The sequence below is a fragment of the Nostoc sp. ChiVER01 genome (assembly GCF_034531155.1).
GTDB lineage: Bacteria > Cyanobacteriota > Cyanobacteriia > Cyanobacteriales > Nostocaceae > Nostoc.
The window spans coordinates 219,091-241,312 of sequence record NZ_JAVRBS010000010.1 but is presented as its reverse complement, the minus strand read 5'-3'; the positions used below and the strand labels follow the sequence as shown (position 1 = coordinate 241,312).

General features: G+C 42.1%; 8 protein-coding genes and 1 pseudogene. 7 read left to right on the top strand and 2 right to left on the bottom strand.

Features of this window, described 5'->3' with window-relative positions; genetic code table 11:
• The first annotated feature begins 179 nt into the window (after window positions 1–179).
• Window positions 180–578 (top strand): hypothetical protein, encoded by a 399-nt coding sequence (locus RMY00_RS15905; protein WP_322648455.1) that lies wholly within the window; start codon window positions 180–182, stop codon window positions 576–578.
• Between the two features lie 605 nt (window positions 579–1,183).
• On the opposite strand, the gene RMY00_RS15900 is transcribed toward RMY00_RS15905, so the two are convergent.
• On the bottom strand, window positions 1,184–1,642 hold the full coding sequence (locus tag RMY00_RS15900; RefSeq protein WP_322648454.1) for a M67 family metallopeptidase: 459 nt from the start codon (window positions 1,640–1,642) through the stop codon (window positions 1,184–1,186).
• A gap of 545 nt (window positions 1,643–2,187) precedes the next feature.
• Here RMY00_RS15900 and RMY00_RS15895 point away from each other — a divergent pair.
• The 6 genes and pseudogenes from RMY00_RS15895 to RMY00_RS15870 all read left to right on the top strand — a co-directional run bounded on the left by RMY00_RS15895 (window position 2,188) and on the right by RMY00_RS15870 (window position 20,792).
• Complete coding sequence (locus RMY00_RS15895; RefSeq protein WP_322648453.1) at window positions 2,188–5,838, top strand: calcium-binding protein; 3,651 nt, start codon at window positions 2,188–2,190, stop codon at window positions 5,836–5,838.
• Window positions 5,839–5,865: 27 nt separating this feature from the next.
• A complete protein-coding gene (locus tag RMY00_RS15890) occupies window positions 5,866–8,259 on the top strand; it encodes a calcium-binding protein (RefSeq protein WP_322648452.1) in 2,394 nt (797 codons plus the stop codon).
• A 459-nt stretch (window positions 8,260–8,718) separates the two neighbouring features.
• Complete coding sequence (locus RMY00_RS15885) at window positions 8,719–11,277, top strand: hypothetical protein (RefSeq protein WP_322648451.1); 2,559 nt, start codon at window positions 8,719–8,721, stop codon at window positions 11,275–11,277.
• Between the two features lie 991 nt (window positions 11,278–12,268).
• Window positions 12,269–13,687: a calcium-binding protein gene (locus RMY00_RS15880; RefSeq protein ID WP_322648450.1), complete on the top strand. Its 1,419-nt coding sequence runs from the start codon at window positions 12,269–12,271 to the stop codon at window positions 13,685–13,687.
• A 506-nt stretch (window positions 13,688–14,193) separates the two neighbouring features.
• Window positions 14,194–15,894, top strand: a pseudogene (locus RMY00_RS15875) (calcium-binding protein); the annotation flags it as partial.
• A gap of 923 nt (window positions 15,895–16,817) precedes the next feature.
• Window positions 16,818–20,792 (top strand): calcium-binding protein, encoded by a 3,975-nt coding sequence (locus RMY00_RS15870; RefSeq protein ID WP_322648448.1) that lies wholly within the window; start codon window positions 16,818–16,820, stop codon window positions 20,790–20,792.
• Window positions 20,793–20,877: 85 nt separating this feature from the next.
• Here the strand turns inward: RMY00_RS15870 and RMY00_RS15865 are convergent, their stop codons facing one another.
• Window positions 20,878–22,203 carry a DUF58 domain-containing protein gene (locus RMY00_RS15865; RefSeq protein WP_322648447.1) on the bottom strand — a complete coding sequence of 442 codons (1,326 nt, stop codon included), beginning with the start codon at window positions 22,201–22,203 and terminating at the stop codon, window positions 20,878–20,880.
• Between the last annotated feature and the right edge of the window lie 19 nt (window positions 22,204–22,222).

Below are 22,222 nucleotides of genomic sequence, written 5' to 3'. Positions count from 1 at the left end.
TTAACAAGAACATCTTTTTCGTTAATAAAGACATCTTTTTCATTAACAAGAACATCTGTTCTGCGATAAACACTGACATGCACGCTATATTAAATACTAAATTATGAGGATACTACTGAACTAAAACACAGCTTTAGTAAGGCAAACTAGCTTTAAAGCAGAATGAAAGGGATATATTTATGCCTAGTCACAAACGTACATACCGTGTGTTAGAAAAAGCTGAATTAAGAGTGGCGGGACTGAAAGCAATTGATCCTAGTATAGATTTTGGGGATACTCGCAACTTGCAAAACATGACACAATTAATTGAGCAGTATCGTAACAAGATAGACGCTTATAATACTGCTTTAACCGTGATCAACTCTTCTAGAACTGAGATGGACGAATTGGAGAAAACTTTAAGTGACCTCACAGAAAGAATGCTAATTGGAGTGGCTTTTAAATACGGCAAAGATAGCCGTGAATATGAAATGGCGGGTGGTGTTCGCAAAAGCGATCGCATCCGCAAAAGCACAGCGACACGTTTAAAGACGACTTCTAAAGAAGCATCTAGTGAAAATACTAAAACTGCATTATAGTTTAATACGCTTGGGTTAATACCAATTCACGAAAACCCTGATATATATAGATATATCGTAAAGGATGGCATTGCCTATTAGTGTCAACTTAAGCAAAAAGTCAGCATAAAATTTAATCTAAGAATATCAAACTAGATGTTCTTAGATTACATCATAAGTAAAAAACTTTAGTATTTAAATGTTTTAATCAAATAGCGATCGCTATTTTAAAATAAAGTTTAATTCTCCAACTAATATCATGTCCGCATAATTAGTTATGCTAACCACAGTCATTACACCCCACCCCCAACCCCTCTCCGTTCGGGCTACGGTGTACACATAAGTCAAACTACCCCCCTTAATCCCCCCTTATAAAGGGGGGAAAAACAAATCTAGTTCCCTCCCCTTTATAAGGGGAGGGTTAGGGTGGGGTAAAACCTTGGTTAATCAGCTATTTCAAACTTGTGTGTACACCGTAGCGCTCTTCGGAAGGGGATACAAAGCGTAGCTTTGGCGGGGTGGGGTTCTTCGAGTTTAATAAGCAATTAAGCGGACATGATATGATATCTATCTGATCTGAGAATTTCACTTCATACTTCAATTCACCAACGCCTGAAATTAAGCTGTTAAATCATATTTTCAATTGCCTCTGCTTGGAAATGATGAGTATCATCAAGGCTCCAACTTAGGAGTTCTCCCGCTTTGCCGTTTTGAACAGAAACTATTATATACGAGTATCCTTGCCAAGCGTATAGGCGATCGCATTCTGAAGGGATAGCAACATGATCTGGGTGGGAATGAAAAATGCCAATAATGTTGAGCGATTTATTGCGTGCTTCCCTTTGTGTTTTTAACATAACTTCGGGTGCGATCGTGTATTGCCGTCTTTTACTATCTGCTGTGTATTCCCCTGCAAACTCAGCCGCCGCTTCTGTATTCCAGGCATTTTCTGTTGGTATGACTTCTACCACAATTTTATCCCCATTAGCCTGATAGCCCAAAATCATACCACAGCACTCATCTGGATAGGTGCTTTCTGCATGGGTGCGGATAACTTGCAAGTGTTCTTGGCTAAATCGAATCATCTCTGCGTTTGTAATTTTAGTAACCTATAACGATTTTTGCACAGATATAAGATATTGCTAGGCATAGGCTAAGAATAATCGCAGCGATCGTACCATTTAAATATGTATTTTGTAACACTCATTTAAACATTTGCCTACTGCTTTCTGAAAATTATTGCCTAGAAACTAAAACAATATGAAGAAGAGACAAAGTTCAGTATTTGTATATACATTTATTGGCAAATAATGTAAAGAGTGTGCAAAGACGTTTATTTAAGTATAAACATTTAAGTAAAATATTGACTGACTATGTAATTATTTTGAGGCTACCTATTTCTATTCAGATGTTCTCTGTTTTCAATCTAGACACCTGCGGAGAATAACTGACTATGTACAAGACTTTTCATAAAGTGAATCTTCAAGAAATATTACTGTTTCTTCAAGGGTGGCGTGTAAAGTATGCCGAAAAGGTCAAATTTCGGTGAAATTTTATGCCCAAAAACAAGACTAAACTCAAGGTTGAGAACTGAAGTTATTGAAAAAATCGATTTAATTAGGTAGAAATTATGGCAGATATTATTGGAACCGACAGGAATGATACCCTACTGGGCACTAATAGCGCAGACACAATTAAGGGTCTTGCAGGCAACGATAGCATCACAGGGAACAAGGGCAACGACACTCTTCTACCTGGTGGCAGCAAAGATACAGATAAATTTGTTTACGACTACCGATACTCAAGTAACACTGATACCATCACCGATTTTGGTGGCGTAGGTAAAGGAACAAACCCAACAGCAGCAGTTTCTGCCGAAGTGGACACCCTAAAATTTCAAGGTACTCCCTTCACTCCTCAAAATCTGCTGCTTACCCAGAATCGTAGCAATCTGGAAATCACCTTTGAAGACGACTTTTATGATACCAAGGTCGTCCTGCAAAACTTTGCCCTAGAAAACCTGGATAACCTGAGCAAATCTACAGGAGCCACTGTAGACTTAGGCAATATCCTTTTTGATGGGCAAACTACTGTTAGTGACAGCTTTGATGTCTTCAATGCCAACTCCACCCAAAGCACCATCTTCAATAAGAACACAGTCACCTTCCTTAACGACCTCGACAATAATGTTAGCGGCTTTGACAACTCAGATGATGTCATAAATGGTCAGGGGGGTGATGACATCATTGATGGCAAAAGTGGCAACGATTTACTGCGGGGTGGCGCGGGCAATGATACCCTTGACGGTGGTACTGGTGACGATACATTAAATATTAACTATTCAACAGGCGATAACCTGCTCAATGGTGGCGATGGCAATGATTTTCTTAGTGCCTCTAGCGACGAATACAAATCTTTCAAGGACGGTTCCGGCATTCGCAGTTCCGGCAATAATACCCTCAACGGTGGCGCTGGTGCGGATAACTTGAATATTAACTATTCAACAGGCGATAACCTGCTCAATGGTGGCGATGGTAATGATACTCTTACAGCCTCTGGCTACCTGAATAGCTATGGCTATTCTATTGGTGTCTCTGGCAATAACACCCTCAACGGTGGTACTGGTAATGATTACTTGACTGCTGACAATTCAACAGGCAATAACTTACTCGATGGAGGCGTTGGTAATGACACCTTGAATATTGACGCTTCACAAGATGATAATCTGCTCGATGGTGGCGATGGCAATGATTATCTATCCGCCTCTGGCTATGGTACTAGATACGATATTGTTCGCTCTTCAGGCGATAACACCCTCAACGGTGGTGCTGGTAACGATATATTTAATATTGACTATTCAGAAGGCAATAACCTTCTCAATGGTGGCGATGGCAATGATTCTCTTTCCGGTTCTGGCTCCTTTGAATTCTACGGAGGATTCTTCGGCGCTTCTGGCAAGAATACCCTCAATGGTGGCGCTGGTGACGATACATTGAATGTTAACTCTTCACCAGGTAATAACCTCCTCAATGGTGGCAATGGCAATGATTCTCTCTCCGGTTCTGGCTCTTATTATAATGTTTACGTAGGATTCGTCGCTGCTTCTGGCAATAATACCCTTAATGGTGGCGCTGGTGACGATACATTAAATGTTAACTATTCAGCAGGTAATAACCTTCTCAATGGTGACGATGGCAATGATTCTCTCTCCGGTTCTGGTTCCTTTGAGGATTACGAATCCTTCACCAATTCTGGCCCCTCGGAGGTGCACAAATTCTTCGCAGCTTCTGGGAATAATACCCTCAACGGTGGTGCTGGTGACGATACATTAAATATTGACTATTCATCAGGCAATAATCTGCTGTCTGGAGATGATGGCAATGATACTCTTAGTGCCTCTGGCTATAAGTATGACAAACAGGGCGAGTCAGGCAAAGGAGTCTATTACAGAACATTAGGAAATAATACCCTCAACGGTGGCGCTGGTGCTGATAACTTAATTGTTGATTATTCAACAGGCACTAATTTGCTTTTAGGGGGCGATGGTAACGATACTCTTAGTGCTTATGGCGCATTAGGTAATAACACTCTTAATGGTGGTTCTGGTGACGATACGTTAAATATTAGCTATTCATCAGGTAAAAACCTGCTCGATGGTGGCGATGGCAATGATTCTCTTTATGCCTCTAGCGGCTACGATAGCTTTACCATTGGCGTCCTTGGCAATAATACCCTCAACGGTGGCGCTGGTGACGATAACTTGAGTGTTGACTCTTCAACAGGCAATAACCTGCTCAATGGAGGCGATGGCAATGATTCTCTCTCCGACTCTGGCTTCCAGTACTATAATGTCATTGGTGCTTCTGGCAATAACACTCTTAACGGTGGTGCTGGTAATGATTACTTGACTGCTGACTATTCAACAGGCAATAACTTACTCGATGGTGGCGTTGGTAATGATACCTTGAATATTACCGCTTCACAAGGCGATAACCTACTTAATGGTGGCAATGGCAATGATTATCTCAATGCCTCTGTTAATATTACTAGATACGGCATTGTTAGCTCTTTAGGCGATAACACTCTCAACGGTGGATCTGGTAATGATACCTTGAATGCTGACGGTTCAAAAAGCCAGAACCTGCTCGATGGTGGCGATGGCAATGATTATTTATTCGCCTCTGGCTCTTACGATTATTACGAAGGATTCTTTGCCGCTTCTGGCAATAATACCCTCAATGGAGGTGCTGGTAACGATACCTTAAATATTTACTTATCAACAGGTAATAACTTTCTAAATGGAGGCGATGGTAATGATTCTCTCTCCAGCTTTAACTTAGACGAGTACGACGACTTGTTAGACGAGTACGACGACTTGAGGCAATCTGGAGTTTTGGGCACTATTTTCACATCAGGGAATAATACTCTCAATGGAGGTACTGGTAACGATACCTTAAGTGTTTACTTATCAACAGGTAATAACCTTTTAAGTGGAGGCGATGGTAATGATTCTCTCTCCAGCTTTAACTTAGACGACTACTTGAGCCACCCTGAAGTTTTGGGCAATATTTTCACATCAGGGAATAACACCCTCAACGGTGGTACTGGTAACGATACATTAAATATTGACTACTCATTAGGCAATAACCTCCTCAATGGTGACGATGGCAATGATTATCTCTTAGCGTCTGGCTTCCAGTACAACAAATACAACAAGAGCAATATTGTCACATCAGGGAATAACACTCTTAACGGTGGCGCTGGTGACGATACATTGAATATTGACTATTCATCAGGTAAAAACCTTCTCGATGGTGGCGATGGCAATGATTTTCTTAGTGCCTCTAACACCTCTGATCGTGACACCCTCAACGGTGGTGATGGTAATGATATGCTCACAGGTGGTAAGGGCAATGACCTGCTCGCAGGTGGCAAGGGTAATGATACCCTGTATGGAGGGGATGGTGCTGATAGGTTTGCTTTCAATAGTTACAATGAGGGCATTGATAGACTTTATGATTTCAACCCCACTAATGACCTGATTCAAATAGCCTATAATTTTGATTCTAATAGTTCTGATTACGGATATTCATTATCAGCTACTCAATTTACCATCGGAACATCTGCAACCACGATCGATCAAAGATTTATCTATGACAATGTTACAGGTGCATTGTACTTTGACCAAGATGGCAGTAACTCTGCATTTACTCAGGTACAATTTGCCCAACTATCTGCTGGATTATCACTAACCGAAAAGAATTTTGTATTTAGTTACTGAAAAAATCGATTTAGGAAGTTAGGAATTATGGCAGATATTATTGGAACCGACGGGAATGATACCCTACTGGGCACTAACAGCGCAGATACAATTAAGGGTCTTGCAGGCAACGATAGCATCACAGGGAACAAGGGCAACGACACTCTTCTACCTGGTGGCATCTACGACTTCCACTACTCCCATAACATTGATACCATTACCGATTTCGGTGGCGTAGGTAAAGGAACAAACCCAACAGCAGCAGTTTCTGCCGAAGTGGACACCCTAAAATTTCAAGGTACTCCCTTCACTCCTCAAAATCTGCTGCTTACCCAGAATCGTAGCAATCTGGAAATCACCTTTGAAGACGACTTTTATGATACCAAGGTCGTCCTGCAAAACTTTGCCCTAGAAAACCTGGATAACCTGAGCAAATCTACAGGAGCCACTGTAGACTTAGGCAATATCCTTTTTGATGGGCAAACTACTGTTAGTGACAGCTTTGATGTCTTCAATGCCAACTCCACCCAAAGCACCATCTTCAATAAGAACACAGTCACCTTCCTTAACGACCTCGACAATAATGTTAGCGGCTTTGACAACTCAGATGATGTCATAAATGGTCAGGGGGGTGATGACTTCATTGATGGCAAAAGTGGCAACGACCTACTGCGGGGTGGCGCGGGGAACGATACTCTCATTGGTGGTGCGGGAAATGATACACTCTTTGCTGGTGCGGGGAATAAGATCCTTAGTATTAATAGTATTCATAACAATAAATTGAATGCTGACTATGACTATAAGTATTTTGAAGGCGATAATAATCTTCTCTCTGGTGGCGATGGCAATGATTTTCTCTTTGCTTCTGGCGACAGCGAATTATACAGTATTAGTCATGTTTATGATTATGTTTCTGGCAATAATACTCTCAACGGTGGCGCTGGTAACGATACGTTAAATATTAACTATTCAACAGGCGATAACCTGCTCGATGGTGGCGATGGCAATGATTCTCTCTATGCCTCTAGCGGCTACGACAGCTCAAGCATTAGCGTCCTTGGCAATAATACCCTCAACGGTGGCGCTGGTGACGATAACTTGAGTGTTAACTCTTCAACAGGCGATAACCTGCTCAATGGAGGCGATGGCAATGATTCTCTCTTAGCGTCTGGCTTCCAGTACTATCTTGGTGGCAATCTTGGTGGTTCAGGCAATAACACCCTTAACGGTGGTGCTGGTAATGATTCCTTGACTGCTGATTATTCAACAGGCAATAACTTACTGGATGGTGGCATTGGTAATGATACCTTTGATGTTTCCGCTTCACAAGGCGACAACCTACTTAATGGTGACGATGGCAATGATTATTTCAATGCCTCTGGTGCGAATCCCAGAGTCGGCATTGATTTCTCTTCAGGCGATAACACCCTCAACGGTGGAGCTGGTAATGATACGTTTGATATTAACTTTTCAAAAGGTAATAACCTACTCAATGGTGACGATGGCAATGATTCTCTCTCCGGTTCTGGCTCTCCTTTTAATGTTTCCTTCAGTTATTACGAATTCTTCGCCGCTTCTGGCAATAATACCCTTAATGGTGGCGCTGGTGACGATACATTAAATGTTAACTATTCAGCAGGTAATAACCTTCTCAATGGTGACGATGGCAATGATTCTCTCTCCGGTTCTGGTTCCTTTGAGGATTACGAATCCTTCACCAATTCTGGCCCCTCGGAGGTGCACAAATTCTTCGCAGCTTCTGGGAATAATACCCTCAACGGTGGTGCTGGTGACGATACATTAAATATTGACTATTCATCAGGCAATAATCTGCTGTCTGGAGATGATGGCAATGATACTCTTAGTGCCTCTGGCTATAAGTATGACAAACAGGGCGAGTCAGGCAAAGGAGTCTATTACAGAACATTAGGAAATAATACCCTCAACGGTGGCGCTGGTGCTGATAACTTAATTGTTGATTATTCAACAGGCACTAATTTGCTTTTAGGGGGCGATGGTAACGATACTCTTAGTGCTTATGGCGCATTAGGTAATAACACTCTTAATGGTGGTTCTGGTAATGATATCATCACAGGTGGCAACGGTAATGACATCCTAATTGGAGGGGATGGTACTGATACCTTTGCTTTCAAGAGTTACAATGAGGGCATTGATAATCTTTATGACTTCAACGCCACTAATGAGTTGATTCAGGTATCGGCTGCTGGTTTTGGTGGCAACTTAGCAACACCTTCACTTAAGCCAAATCAGTTTACCATCGGTACATCTGCAATTACTAATGCTCAACGATTTATCTATAACAATGTTACAGGTGCATTGTACTTTGATCAAGACGGCAGTGCATCTGCATTTACTCAGGTAAAATTTACCCAACTATCTGCTGGATTATCACTAACCGAAAACAATTTTGTAGTTGTTTAATTGTGATAGGACTTACGCAAAAATCCTCTAAAACTTTCATTCCTCCGTGACCTCTGCGCCGCGCCAGATGCTACCCTGCGGGAACGCTAAGAGCGTAGCTTGCTTCCCCGTAGGGGTACAAGTCGGCAGAGCCGCCCAACGCACTGCCTTCTCTGTGGTAGCCTGCGGCAAGCCGCTGACGCTCCTTTGTCGCTACCACTTTGCTAATGCGTCTACGTTTTCCGTTACCTGTGCGTAAGTCCTATGTAATTAGCGTTCCATTACTTTAGGCAGGGATTGCGAGGTGTTAAAAATAGCAATCTGGGAGTCAGAGTCTCCTATGAATAATATAAATGGCGTGTTTCAGTCGGGGTTAAATTCCGACTGCTTTCAACGAGTAACTGTTTACTGTTTTACTTTCAGTATGTGTATGAATGATTGCTACTCAACTGAAAAAATCGATTTAGCTAGGTAAAAATTATGGCAAATATCATTGGAACCAACGGGAATGATACCCTACTGGGCACTAACAGCGCAGACACAATTAAGGGTCTTGCAGGCAACGATAACATCACCGCTAAACAAGGCAATGACACCCTGATAGGTGGTGGTGGCAAAGATAGATTTGTTTACGACTTCGGCGATGACATATACTCAAACCTCAACCTCGGCATAGATACTATCACCGATTTCGGTGGAGTAGGAAAAGGAACAAACCCAACAGCAGCAGTTACTGCCGAAGTGGACACCCTAAAATTTCAAGGTGCAGGCTTCACTGCCGAAAATATGCTGCTCATCCAGAATGGTAGCAATTTGGAAATCACCTTTAATGGCATAAATTCTACCAAGGTGATCCTGCAAAACTTTGCCCTAGAAAATCTGGATAACTTGAGCAAATCTACAGGAGCCACTGTAGACTTGGGCAATATCCTGTTTGATGGGCAAACTACTGTTAGTGACAGCTTTGATGTCTTCAATGCCAACTCCACCCAAAGCACCATCTTCAATAAGAACACAGTCACCTTCCTTAACGACCTCGACAATAATGTTAGCGGCTTTGACAACTCAGATGATGTCATAAATGGTCAGGCAGGTAATGACATCATTGATGGCAAGAGTGGCAACGACTTTTTGAGAGGTGGCATGGGGAATGATACTCTCATCGGTAGTGCAGGCGATGATACTCTCATTGCTGGTACGAGCAGTAATAGCATCTTTGCTGATACTCCTGATACTGATGACGAGAACTTGAATCTTAACTATTTAGAAGGCGATAACCTTCTGTTTGGTGGCGATGGCAATGATTTTCTCTTTGCGGCTGGATTACAGAAAGTCAACAGTGATTATAATTATGGCTATTATTATGTTTCTGGCAATAACACTCTCAACGGTGGCGCTGGTAACGATAACTTGAGTGTTAAGTATTCAACAGGCGATAACCTTCTCAGTGGTGGCGATGGCAATGATTCTCTTTATGCCTCTAGCGACAACAACAGCTTTACCATTGGCAGCTCTGGCAATAATACCCTCAACGGTGGCGCTGGTGACGATAACTTGAGTGTTGACTCTTCAACAGGCAATAACCTACTCAATGGTGGCGATGGCAATGATACTCTTACTGTCTCTGGCTTGCAGTATCAAGACATCTTAGGTGCTTCAGGCAATAATACTCTTAATGGCGGTGCTAGTGATGATTACCTGAATGCTAACTATTCAACAGGGAATAATTTACTCGATGGAGGCATTGGTAGTGATACCTTGAATGTTAACGCTTCAACAGGGAATAACCTACTTAATGGTGGCAATGGTAATGATTATCTTACTGCCTCTGGCAAGGAAGATGCTATCAGAGCAAGCATTCCTCGTTTAGGCAATAACACCCTCAACGGTGCTGCTGGTAACGATACCTTAAATATCGACTCTTCACAAGGGGATAACCTACTCAATGGTGTCGATGGCAATGATTCTCTCTCCGGCTCTGGCTCCTTTGAGTATTACGGTGGAGGATTCCTAGCCGCTTCTGGCAAGAATACCCTCAACGGTGGCGCTGGTGAGGATACGTTGAATATTAACTATTCATCAGGCAATAACCTCCTTAATGGTGGCGATGGTAATGATTCTCTCTCCGCTTCTGGCTACTACGAAGACGACGGTTACTACTACGGTTTTAACATTTTGTATCGTGTCACATCAGGCAATAATACCCTTAATGGTGGTACTGGTGACGATACATTGAATGTTAACTATTCATCAGGCAATAACCTCCTCTCTGGTGACGATGGCAATGATTATCTCTCCGGCTCTGATTTTCAGTACAACAAATACAACAATAGCAATATCTTCACATCAGGCAATAACACCCTCAACGGTGGCGCTGGTAACGATACATTAAATATTGACAATTCAACAGGTGATAACCTTCTGTTTGGTGGCGATGGCAATGATTCTCTAAGTGCCTTAGAAGCGTCAGGTAATAGCACGCTCAACGGTGGCGCTGGTGATGATTACTTAATTATTGATGGGTTTACTGGTTCTAGCTTCCTTAATGGGGGTGATGGCAATGATTCTCTTAACGTCTCTGGCGCTTCTGGTAGCTACACTCTCAACGGTGGTAATGGCGATGATTATCTTTTCGTCTCTGACGCCTCTTATCGCAACACTCTCAACGGTGGTAATGGCAATGATACCCTCACAGGTGGTTACAATGATAGCCTCACTGGCGGTAACGGTACTGATACCTTTGCTTTCAATAGTTATAATGGGAGCATTGATAATCTTTATGACTTCAACGCGACTAATGAGTTGATTCAGGTATCGGCTACTGGTTTTGGTGGCAACTTAGCAACACCTTCACTTAAGCCAAATCAGTTTACCATCGGCACATCTGCAATCACTAATGCTCAACGATTCATTTATAACAATGTTACAGGTGCATTGTACTTTGACCAAGATGGCAGTGCGTCTGGGTTTACTCAGGTACAATTTGCCCAACTATCTGCTGGATTACCACTAAGCGAGAACAATTTTGTGGTTATTTAATTGGCATTAGCGCTCCATTAGTAAGCGAAAAATCTTGAGAATGCCAGGTGCTTAGTACCAATTCTCCAAAAAAGATCATTTATCAGTTTTATATCAAGTCTGAACCACTTATGATTACCGCATCTGTGCAAAAATCAGAAAAACCTCTTTCCCCTTGCTCCCAGCAAGAACCCCCCTGCGGTCTTAATGATAAGTCTTTTGCCGGACATGATATTACTAGTTAATTTGGGCTATGTCTCCATTGTTACACTTATGTACTCATACTTATTATTACTTAAAAAGTACATTACCACATAGTTTCTTTATCTTACTCACTGGGTAAACGTAGCCTAACCTAAGCGATCGCTGCGATTAATTCTATATTTTTTTATGCTTATTTCAAGCATCTAACAAGTTTTATCCCTTGAAAGCCTTGGCACAAAGCACTTTTTGTCTATTGCTTTGTGGAAATAAATTCTGACTAGAAAAATGTTAGACATACGCAAACGCAAGTGCTTACATATACATTGTCAGTAAGTAATATGAAGAGTATACAAAGATGTATTTTAACTATGGACATCTCGGTAAATATTCATATATGGTTATTACAGATGGTTATTAGAGTGTTATTTAAATGTTTTCTACTTTAAATTAGACACCCACGGGCAATAGTCCACAATCAGAGTATGAAATATAAGTTTCAGGCATTTAAGCTTAATTTGCCGACTTTTTTCAGTGATTGAGATCAATCAAGATGATTATAAAAAGCCTGAAACGACTTATTTGATGATATACACAATCATGAACTTGGACAGTGTGTGAAACTTTAATACTTAGATAAGTGCTATTTGCAAGCTTGTTAATAGGATAAATTTTCGATAATAATTACTGTTCCTCAACAGTTACATAAAAAAACTTGCCGAAAGTTTCAATTCTCGGCTAGTTAGTTGTGCGCTAAAACAACACTTAGAACTAAAGTTACTCTAAAAATTGATTAAATAAGGTAAAAATTATGACAAATATCATTGGAACCAACAGTAATGATACCCTCATTGGTGGTGCAGGGAATAACACCCTCGTTGGTGGTACTGGCAGCGATTACTTAGATGTTAATTCTTCAACAGGCAATAACCTTTTAGATGGTGGCGATGACAATGATACTCTCAGGGCCTTAGGTGACTACGATGTGGTGTCTGGTAATAACACCCTCAACGGTGGCGCTGGTAATGATAGCTTGAGTGCTGACAGTTCAGCAGGCAATAACCTACTGGATGGTGGGAATGGCAATGATTATCTTAGCGTTTCTGGTAGCTACTATGACCCAGAAGTATCTGGTAATAACACCCTCATCGGTGGTGTTGGTAATGATAGTTTGAGTGCTTTCTATTCAACAGGCGATAACTTTTTGGATGGTGGCGATGACAATGATTATCTTAACGTCAATCTTGCCGATGGTAATAACACCCTCAACGGTGGTCTTGGTAACGATTCTTTGAGTGCTAACATTTCAACAGGCAATAACCTGCTCTCTGGTGGCGATGGCAATGATACTCTTAGTGCCTCTAACTTCGAGGGCTACAGGTTTGATAACACCTCTGGTCAAAATACCCTCAATGGTGGCGCTGGTGACGATTACTTGAATGTTAACTATTCACGAGGCGCTAATCTGCTCAATGGTGGCGATGGCAATGATACTCTCACAGGCTCTAGCTACGGCTACGGCTACGGAGGAAGGTGTTATACTTGCACTGGCAAGAATACTTTTAACGGTGGTGCTGGTGACGATAACTTGAACGTTGACTATTCATCAGGCCATAACCTGCTCTCTGGAGACGATGGTAATGATATTCTTAGTGCCTCTGGCTATGAGTACGACGAACAGGGCGATTCTGGCAAAGGAGTTTATCGCAGATCATCAGGAAATAACACCCTCAACGGTGGCGCTGGTGCTGATAACTTGATTGTTGATTATTCAACAGGCACTAATTTGCTCTTAGGGGGCGATGGCAACGATACTCTTAGTGCTTATGGCGCATTAGGTAATAACACTCTTGATGGTGGTTTTGGTAATGATATCATCACTGGTGGCAACGGTAATGACATCCTAATTGGAGCGGATGGTACTGATACCTTTGCTTTCAAGAGTTACAATGGGGGCGTTGATAATCTTTATGACTTCAACGCCACTAATGATTTGATTCAGGTATCGGCTGCTGGTTTTGGTGGTGAGTTAGCAACACCTTTAGTCTTTGCAAATCAGTTTAGCATCGGCACATCTGCAACCACTGCTACTGAAAGATTCATCTATGATAATGTTACAGGTGGACTGTTCTTTGACCAAGATGGTAGTGCCTCTGCATTTACTCAGGTAAAATTTGCCCAATTATCTGCTGGATTATCACTAACCGAAAACAATATTGTGGTTGTTTAATTCTAATTAGCACTCTATTACTTTAAGCACGGATTGCGAGGTGTTAAAAATAGCATCTCGCACTTAATTTATTAATAGACATCTTTGAAAACTGCATAAGTATCTCGGTGACTAATTCATGGAGTGCGATCGCCTAAATCTTTGTCAATAAATAAAAATTTAGATTCTATTAACAACAAACTGTTATTATTTACATGACGCAGCCACCTTGGTAATAATATGAAGAATATGTAAACTTATTATTTTCAACATAAATATTTAAGTAGCACGTTAGTATGTAATTATTGTCAAGTTATTTAGATTTTTCCTAAATCAGTTGGCAAGTAATACTTGCAAGCTTTTTTATATGCTGAATCTTCAAATATTAAAGTGCTATCCCTTGACGGTGAGATAAAAGTATACCTAAAACTTAAATTTTCGGCGGCTTTTTTGTGTCCGAAAACAGTACTAAACTCAAGGTTGATAATTGAAGTTACTGAAAAAATTGATTTAGTCAGGTAAAAATTATGGCAAATATCGTTGGAACCGACGGCTACGACTTGCTACAAGGTGGAACTGGCAATGATACTTTCATTGGTGGTCAGGGGGATGATACGCTGACTGGTGGCGGTGGCAAAGATATTTTTATTTACAACTTGGGCGACGGCACTGATACCATCACTGATTTCGGTGGGGTAGGTAAAGGAACTAACCCGACAGCAGCAGTTACTGCCGAAGTGGACACCATCAAATTCCAGGGTGCAGGCTTAACTGCTCCAAATCTGTTGCTTACCCAGAATGGTAGCAATCTGGAAATTACCTTTGAACACAACAATAATACCAAAGTCATCCTGCAAAACTTTGCCCTAGAAAACCTGGATAATCTTAGCAAATCTACAGGAGCCACTGTAAACTTGGGCAATATTGTGTTTGATGGGCAAACTACTGTTAGTGACAGCTTTGATGTCTTCAATGCCAACTCCACCCAAAGCACCATCTTCAATAAGAACACAGTCACCTTCCTTAACGATCTCGACAATAATGTTAGCGGCTTTGACAACTCAAATGATGTCATTAATGGTCAGGGGGGCAATGATCGCATTGATGGCAAAAGTGGCAACGACTTGTTGCGGGGTGGTGCGGGTAATGATACTCTCATTGGTAGTGCGGGGAATAATACTCTCATTGGTGGTACGGGAAATGACTCCCTCGTTGGCGGTACGGGTAATGACTCACTCGTTGGCAATAACCTGCTTTCTGGGGACGATGGCAATGATTTTCTTTCTGTCTCTGGCTACACAAGCTTCAGCTACCCAGACGACGTATACGACTCTCGCTCATCTGGCAAGAACATCCTCAACGGTGGCGCTGGTGACGATAACTTGAGTGCTGAGGGTTCAACAGGTAATAACCTGCTATCTGGGGATGATGGCAATGATTCTCTTAGCATCTCTGGCTACTACAAAGGAAATGACTACCAAGACTACGACTCTCGTTCGTCTGGCAATAATACCCTCAACGGTGGTATAGGTAAAGATACCTTGAGTGCTGGGGGTTCAACAGGCAATAACCTGCTCTCTGGAGGTGATGGCGATGATTATCTCTCCATCTCTGGCTACTACAGCTACACTCCCAGCGACCCGCTTTCACCCCGCGACGTCTCCATCACATACGACTCTCGCTCCACAGGCAATAATACTCTTAACGGTGGCGCTGGGGACGATAACTTGAATGCTAGCAATTCAAAAGGCAATAACCTACTGGATGGTGGCGCTGGCAATGATTATATTTCCGCCTCTAATGCCTCTGGTAAGAACACAATCTATGGTGGTACTGGGAATGACACAATCTATGGTGGCAGTGGGAATGATATCCTTGCAGGTGGTTTTGGTAATGACACTCTCTATGGTGGCAGTGGAAATGATACTTTTGTTTTTAATAGTTTCAATGAAGGTATTGATAGACTTTATGACTTTAACGCCACTAATGAATTGATCCAGGTATCGGCTGCTGGTTTTGGTGGCGGATTATCACCAGGATCACTTAAGCCAAATCAGTTTACCCTTGGAACATCTGCAAGTACTAATGCTCAACGATTCATCTATGACAATGCTACAGGTGGACTGTTATTTGACCAAGATGGCAGTGCGTCTGGGTTTACTCAGGTGAAATTTGCACAATTATCTGCTGGATTATCTCTAACCAACAACAATTTTCTGGTTGTTTGATGGTGATTAGAGTTTCATTTCTTTAGGTAAGTATTGCGAGGTGCTGAAAATTACACCTCGCATTTGGTAAATTAATGCAATTCAGTGCTAATAGAGAATAGATGTTGGGTTTAGTTTTTCAACTTTCGGTATGTGTGCGGATGATTTGCAAGTGTTCTTGTCTCAGGGTACGACAGAGCTACGTGACCACCGCAGGCATCGCTGCCATCAAAAAGGAAATGTGTATTTTTTCTGACTCGTTTAAACATTTGCCTACTGCTTTTTGCTTTCTTATCGTCTAGAAGCTAAAAGAATATGAAGAAGGTATAAAGCTCGACGCTTGTATATACATGTTGTCGGCAAATAAGGTGAAGATTATACAAAGATGCTTAGTTAAATATATAAATTTAAGTAAGATACTGACTGTGTAGTTATTTTAAAAATATTCAGTCAGATGTTTTCTATTTTCAAGCTAGACATCTAAGAAGAATAGCCCAAAAGGAGGGCAAAAAAATATTTTTACCGATCAATAGTCAACTGTTGACTATTTTATTTTCTAGTAGAACTTAGATTTGGCAAAAAACTAGATATGAAGAATGGCTTTTAGACATTTAATAGTCAGATTTTTTTATCATTATTACTCATTATAAATCGCTGAATAACGATGATGAAAAAGACTGAAATGGCCTATGATACCGAATGTACATGCTCATTAATTTGTACCATCATTAAAACTTAGATAGTCTAAGATAGCTAGACAAATGCTACCTGAAAGCCTTTTTATATTGGGAATCTTCGAGAAATATTACTGATCCTCAAAGGTGACGGATAAAGTATGCCGAAAACGTCAAATTTCGATGATTTTTTTGTGTTATAAAACAGCACAAAAAGCAAATTGGCAACTTAAAAATTACTGAAAAAATCGATTAAGGTAAGTAAAAGTTATGGCAAATATCATTGGAACCAACGGTAATGATACTTTAGCGGGTAGTTACGAAGCGGACACGATTAACGGCCTTGCAGGCAACGATACTATAAAGATCATATATGGTAACGGTGGTAACGACACCTTGACTGGTGGAGGCGGTCAGGATAAATATATTGACAACGACGACGCTGACTATAATTCCCAGCGTAATAATATCATCACCGATTTTGGTGGCGTAGGTAAAGGGACAAATCCGACAGCAGCAGTAATTGCCGAAGTGGACACCCTAGAATTCCAGGGCGATGGTTTCACTGCCCAAAATTTGCTGTTGACCCAGAATGGTAACAATCTGGAAATCAGCTTTGAAAGGTATCCTTATCAAAGGAGGCTTTTTGGTGCAAAAGTCATCCTGCAAAACTTTGCTCTGGAAAATCTGGATAACCTGAGCAAATCAACTGGAGCCACTGTAGACTTGGGCAATATCCTGTTTGATGGGCAAACTAGCATCACCGACAGGTTTGATGTCTTCAATGCCAACTCTACTCAAAGCACTGTCTTTAAAAAAAACACAGTCACCTTCCTTAACGACCTGAACAATAACGTTAGCGGCTTTGACAACTCAGATGATGTCATCAATGGTCAAGGGGGCGATGACATCATAGATGGCAAGAGTGGCAATGACCTGTTGCGAGGTGGTATGGGGAATGACATCATAGATGGCGAGAGTGGCAATGACCTGCTACGAGGTGGTATGGGGAATGATACTCTTGTTGGTGGTGCTGGAGATGACACCCTCGTTGATGATACGGGCAATAATTCCCTTGTTGGTGGTATTGGTAACGATCACTTCGATATTCAATTTTCAACAGGCGATAACACCCTCAACGGTGGCAGTGGTAACGATACCTTGAGTGCTGAGGCTTCAAAAGGCAATAACTTACTCTTGGGGGGCGATGGCAATGATTCTCTTAACGCCTCTTACTATTTAGAAGGATACGACTATATTGACTCCACAGGCAATAACACCCTCAACGGTGGCGCTGGTGACGATTACTTGAATGCTGAGTCAACATCTGGCAACCTACTCTTTGGGGGCGATGGTAACGATACCTTGAGTGCTGGGGCTTCAAATGACACCCTCAACGGTGGCGCTGGTAACGATAGCTTGAGTGCTGGGGTAACATCTGGTAATAACTTACTCTTGGGGGGAGATGGCAATGATTTTCTCTCCACCTCTGGCTATTTCTACTCAGATAGAGGTGGCGATGGTTATGTGTCCTCCAAGGGCAATAACACCCTCAACGGTGGCGCAGGTGACGATACATTGCGTGCTGAGTATTCAACAGGCTATAACTTACTATCTGGGGGCGATGGCAATGATTCCTTCTATTTAAGCCCCACAGATACTGCCCTCTCTTCTTTAGTAACTCAAACGGTAGATGGGGGCAAGGGTGACGATTTGTTGTCCGTCGATTACACCTTAGCTAAAGGAGGTATCACAACGACCATCAATGCCACTACTAACATTGGCTCAATTACGGCGGGCGCGTATCAGGTTAGCTACAAAAATATCGAACGATTAAATATCTCAGGCACACAATATAATGACTTGATTGTTGGCAACGATGGCAACGATACGCTCTCCACGGGCAATGCTGGTAATGATACTATCGATGGGGGTAAGGGTGACGATGTGTTGTCCGTCGGCTACAAGAATTCTACAGAGGGTATCACAACGACATTCAATGTAACTACTAATATTGGAGAAATTACGGCGGGCACGAATCGGGTTAGCTACGACAATATCGAACGATTAAATATCTCAGGTACACAATACGATGACTTGATTGTTGGCAACGATGGCAACGATACACTCTCCACAGGCAATGCTGGCAATGATACGATAGATGGGGGTAAAGGTGACGATGTGTTGTCCGTTAGTTACAGCAATGCTAGCGGGGGTTTGACTTCGACTTTTGATGCTACTACGAACATTGGCTCAATTACGGTGGGCACGTATCGGGTTAGCTACAACAATATCGAACGATTAAATATCTCAGGTACACAATACGATGACTTGATTGTAGGGAACAATGGCAATGATACGATAAATGGCGGCTATAATAATGATGTGATTATTGGCGGTGCAGGTAATGATATCCTAACAGGTGCGGCTGGTAACGACACCCTAACTGGTGGCGCTGGCAATGATATATTTGTTTACAACCCGGCAGAGGGCACTGATATTATCACCGATTTCGGTGGCGTGGGTAAAGGCTCAAATCCGTCAGCAACGGTGATTACCTCCTTAGACACCTTGCAATTTAAAGATACTCCCTTCAGTGGCTTCCTTGGCTTCACTGCTCAAAATCTGCTATTAACTCAAAATGGTAACAACTTAGAAATCACATTTGAAGACGCTAATGCTGGTAATACTAATAATAAAGTCATTCTCCAAAACTTTAAATTAGAAAACCTGGATAATCTGCCAGCAACTTCTTCACAACCAGCTATTGGCAATATACTGTTTTATGGACAAACCAGCATCGCCGATAGTTTTGATGTGTTTGATGCTAATTCCACTCAAACTAGTCTGTTCAAAAGGAACACTGTTACCTTCCTCAATGACCTATCCAACAACATTACGGGTTTTGACAACTCCAATGATGTCATCAATGGTCAGGGGGGTGACGACATCATCGACGGCTTGAGTGGTAATGACCTTTTGAGAGGTGGTGCGGGAAATGATATTCTCATTGGCGGTGCAGGAAATGATACTCTCATTAACCGTGCAGGCAATGATACCCTTTACGGTGGTACTGGTGACGATAGCTTGAATGCTAGCAGTTCAACAGGCGATAACTTGATCTCTGGGGGCGATGGCAATGATTCTCTTGACATTTCTGGCCTCTACAGGTACAACGGCTCCTCCTTTGACTCTCGCTCTTTAGGCAATAACACCCTTGACGGAGGTGCAGGTAACGATAGCTTGAGTGCTAGCGGTTCAAAAGGTGATAACTTGCTCTTTGGGGGCGATGGCAATGATTTTCTTGACCTTTCTGGCGGCTCCGGCTCCGATTTCGGCTTCTTTGACTCTCGCTCTTTAGGCAATAACACCCTCAATGGAGGTGCAGGTAACGATACATTGAGTGCTAGGGGTTCAACAGGTGATAACACTCTTAACGGTGGCGTTGGTGACGATTCCTTGGATGTTGGTAATTCACAAGGCAATAATCTGCTCTCTGGGGGCGATGGTAATGACTCTTTTGCTGTACAGCCTTCATCTACTGCCTTATCTTCTTTAGTGACTCAAACAGTGGATGGGGGTAAAGGTGATGATTTCTTGTCCGCCGATTACACCAATGCTACTGGAGGAATCACTTCGACATTCAATGCTACTACTAACATTGGCTCAATTACGGCGGCCAATAATCGAGTTAGCTACAACAATATCGAAGGATTAAATATTATAGGTACAAAGTACAATGACAACATTGTAGGGAGCAATGGCAACGATACGATAATTGGGGGCAATGGTGGCAATGATACGATTATTGGCGGTGCAGGTAACGACTTCCTTTCAGGTGGGTATTTAGGTAATAATACCCTTTATGGTGGCGATGGCAATGACATCCTCTCAGCTAGTTTTGGTAATGACACTCTCTATGGAGGAGATGGAACTGATACCTTTCAATTCCAAATTTACAATAAAGGCATTGTTAATCTTTATGACTTCAACGCGACTAATGAATTGATTCAGATATCGGCTATTAACTTTGGTGGCGGGTTATCACCAGGTTCACTTCAGCCAAGTCAGTTTACCCTTGGAGTATCAGCAACCACTGCTGCTCAACGATTCATCTACAACAATGTTACAGGTGGACTGTTCTTTGACCAAGATGGCAGTGCGTCTGGGTTTACTCAGGTAAAATTTGCCCAATTATCTGCTGGATTATCACTAACCGAAAACAATTTTTTGTTTAATATTTAATCGTGGTTAGCGTGCCATTATTAAGGATCACGGCTTACGAGGTGCTATTTTCAGCACCTCTCATTTGATGAATCAATGCAATTGGCTAAAGTTGATTCCGGGCTTTAAGTTGCAGATATCGCTCAACTACCTGATCGGCAATTTGATTTGCTGGTGCATCTAGTACTAATACACCTTTTTGCTTCAATTGAGCATAAGCTACTTGTCGTTGCATTAATAAATCTAGTGCCACTGCACGGGCATAAGCATCTGTAACATCATCTGTGAAAGTGTGTGCTAAACGATCAACTTGCGGATCTCGCAGAGTCACACAAAAGGGCAGATAGCGGGGTGCTAGTTTGGAAAGTGCAGCTAAGAGTTCTGTAGAAGCGGTGACATCAATTAAGTCGGTAATCACCACTACCAGCGCCCTGCGAGTTTGACGCTGCACAACATTTGTCACTGCCCCCAAATAATCAGATTCAAATAATACTGGTTGAATTGGTGTTAGGCGATCGATTAGCTGATTTAAATGATGTTGACCGCGTTCTGGGGGAATCCACGTATGCATCTGGCGGTCAAATACACCAACACCGACGCGATCGCCTCGATGCAACCCCGCCAATGCTAAGGATAAAGTTGCATTCAAACCCCAGTCAAATCGCTGCAAATTCTGCACCTTTGCTGTCATTAATCGCCCGCGATCGAGCAAAATCAGTAAAGTTTGTTCCTGTTCGGGTTCTAAAACTCTCACCAGTGGCGTTGCATTATTATATGCCCCAACCCGACGGGCGGTAGCTTTCCAATCAATAAACCGCAAATCGTCACCAGTGCGATAGTTCCGCAGTTCGGCAAACTCTGTACCAATACCAGTTTTGCGAGATTGGCGGATTGATCCTGATGATTGCAATGTTAAACGAATTGTCAGCGATCGCAACCCAACCAAATCAGGATAAATTTTCACTAGCAAACTTTGGGTAATTTGCCAATCATCCCAAGCTAATCCCCAAATTCCTAACTGTTGAACTTGAATATTTCCCCAAGGAAACTCACCGCGCTGTGTCGGGTTGACGGTATATGTCAATTCTTGAGTGGTATTACTGGGAATAATAGCGGTGAGTGTGGGTGCAGATATGCCAAACCCTGTTGGGTAGTAATCGCAGATTTCAATTAGGGCGTTGGCATTTGGCGATGTTACTTTTAGCACCACTGGATTATCCCGCCCAATGGATAATCGTGAGGGTAATTCGCGGGTAATTTGCACACGAGAACGGCGTACCTGCAAACCATCTATAACCATCAATCCGAGAACGATCGCATCAAATAGCAAAATGATGGCGATCGCTGCTTTAATGTTGAGAAAAAGGCATAGGATCGGGGCGATCGCTATACCTAAAACCAACAATAAATAAACTCGTCTGGAAGGAACCATTTTTTAGAATGAAAACTTA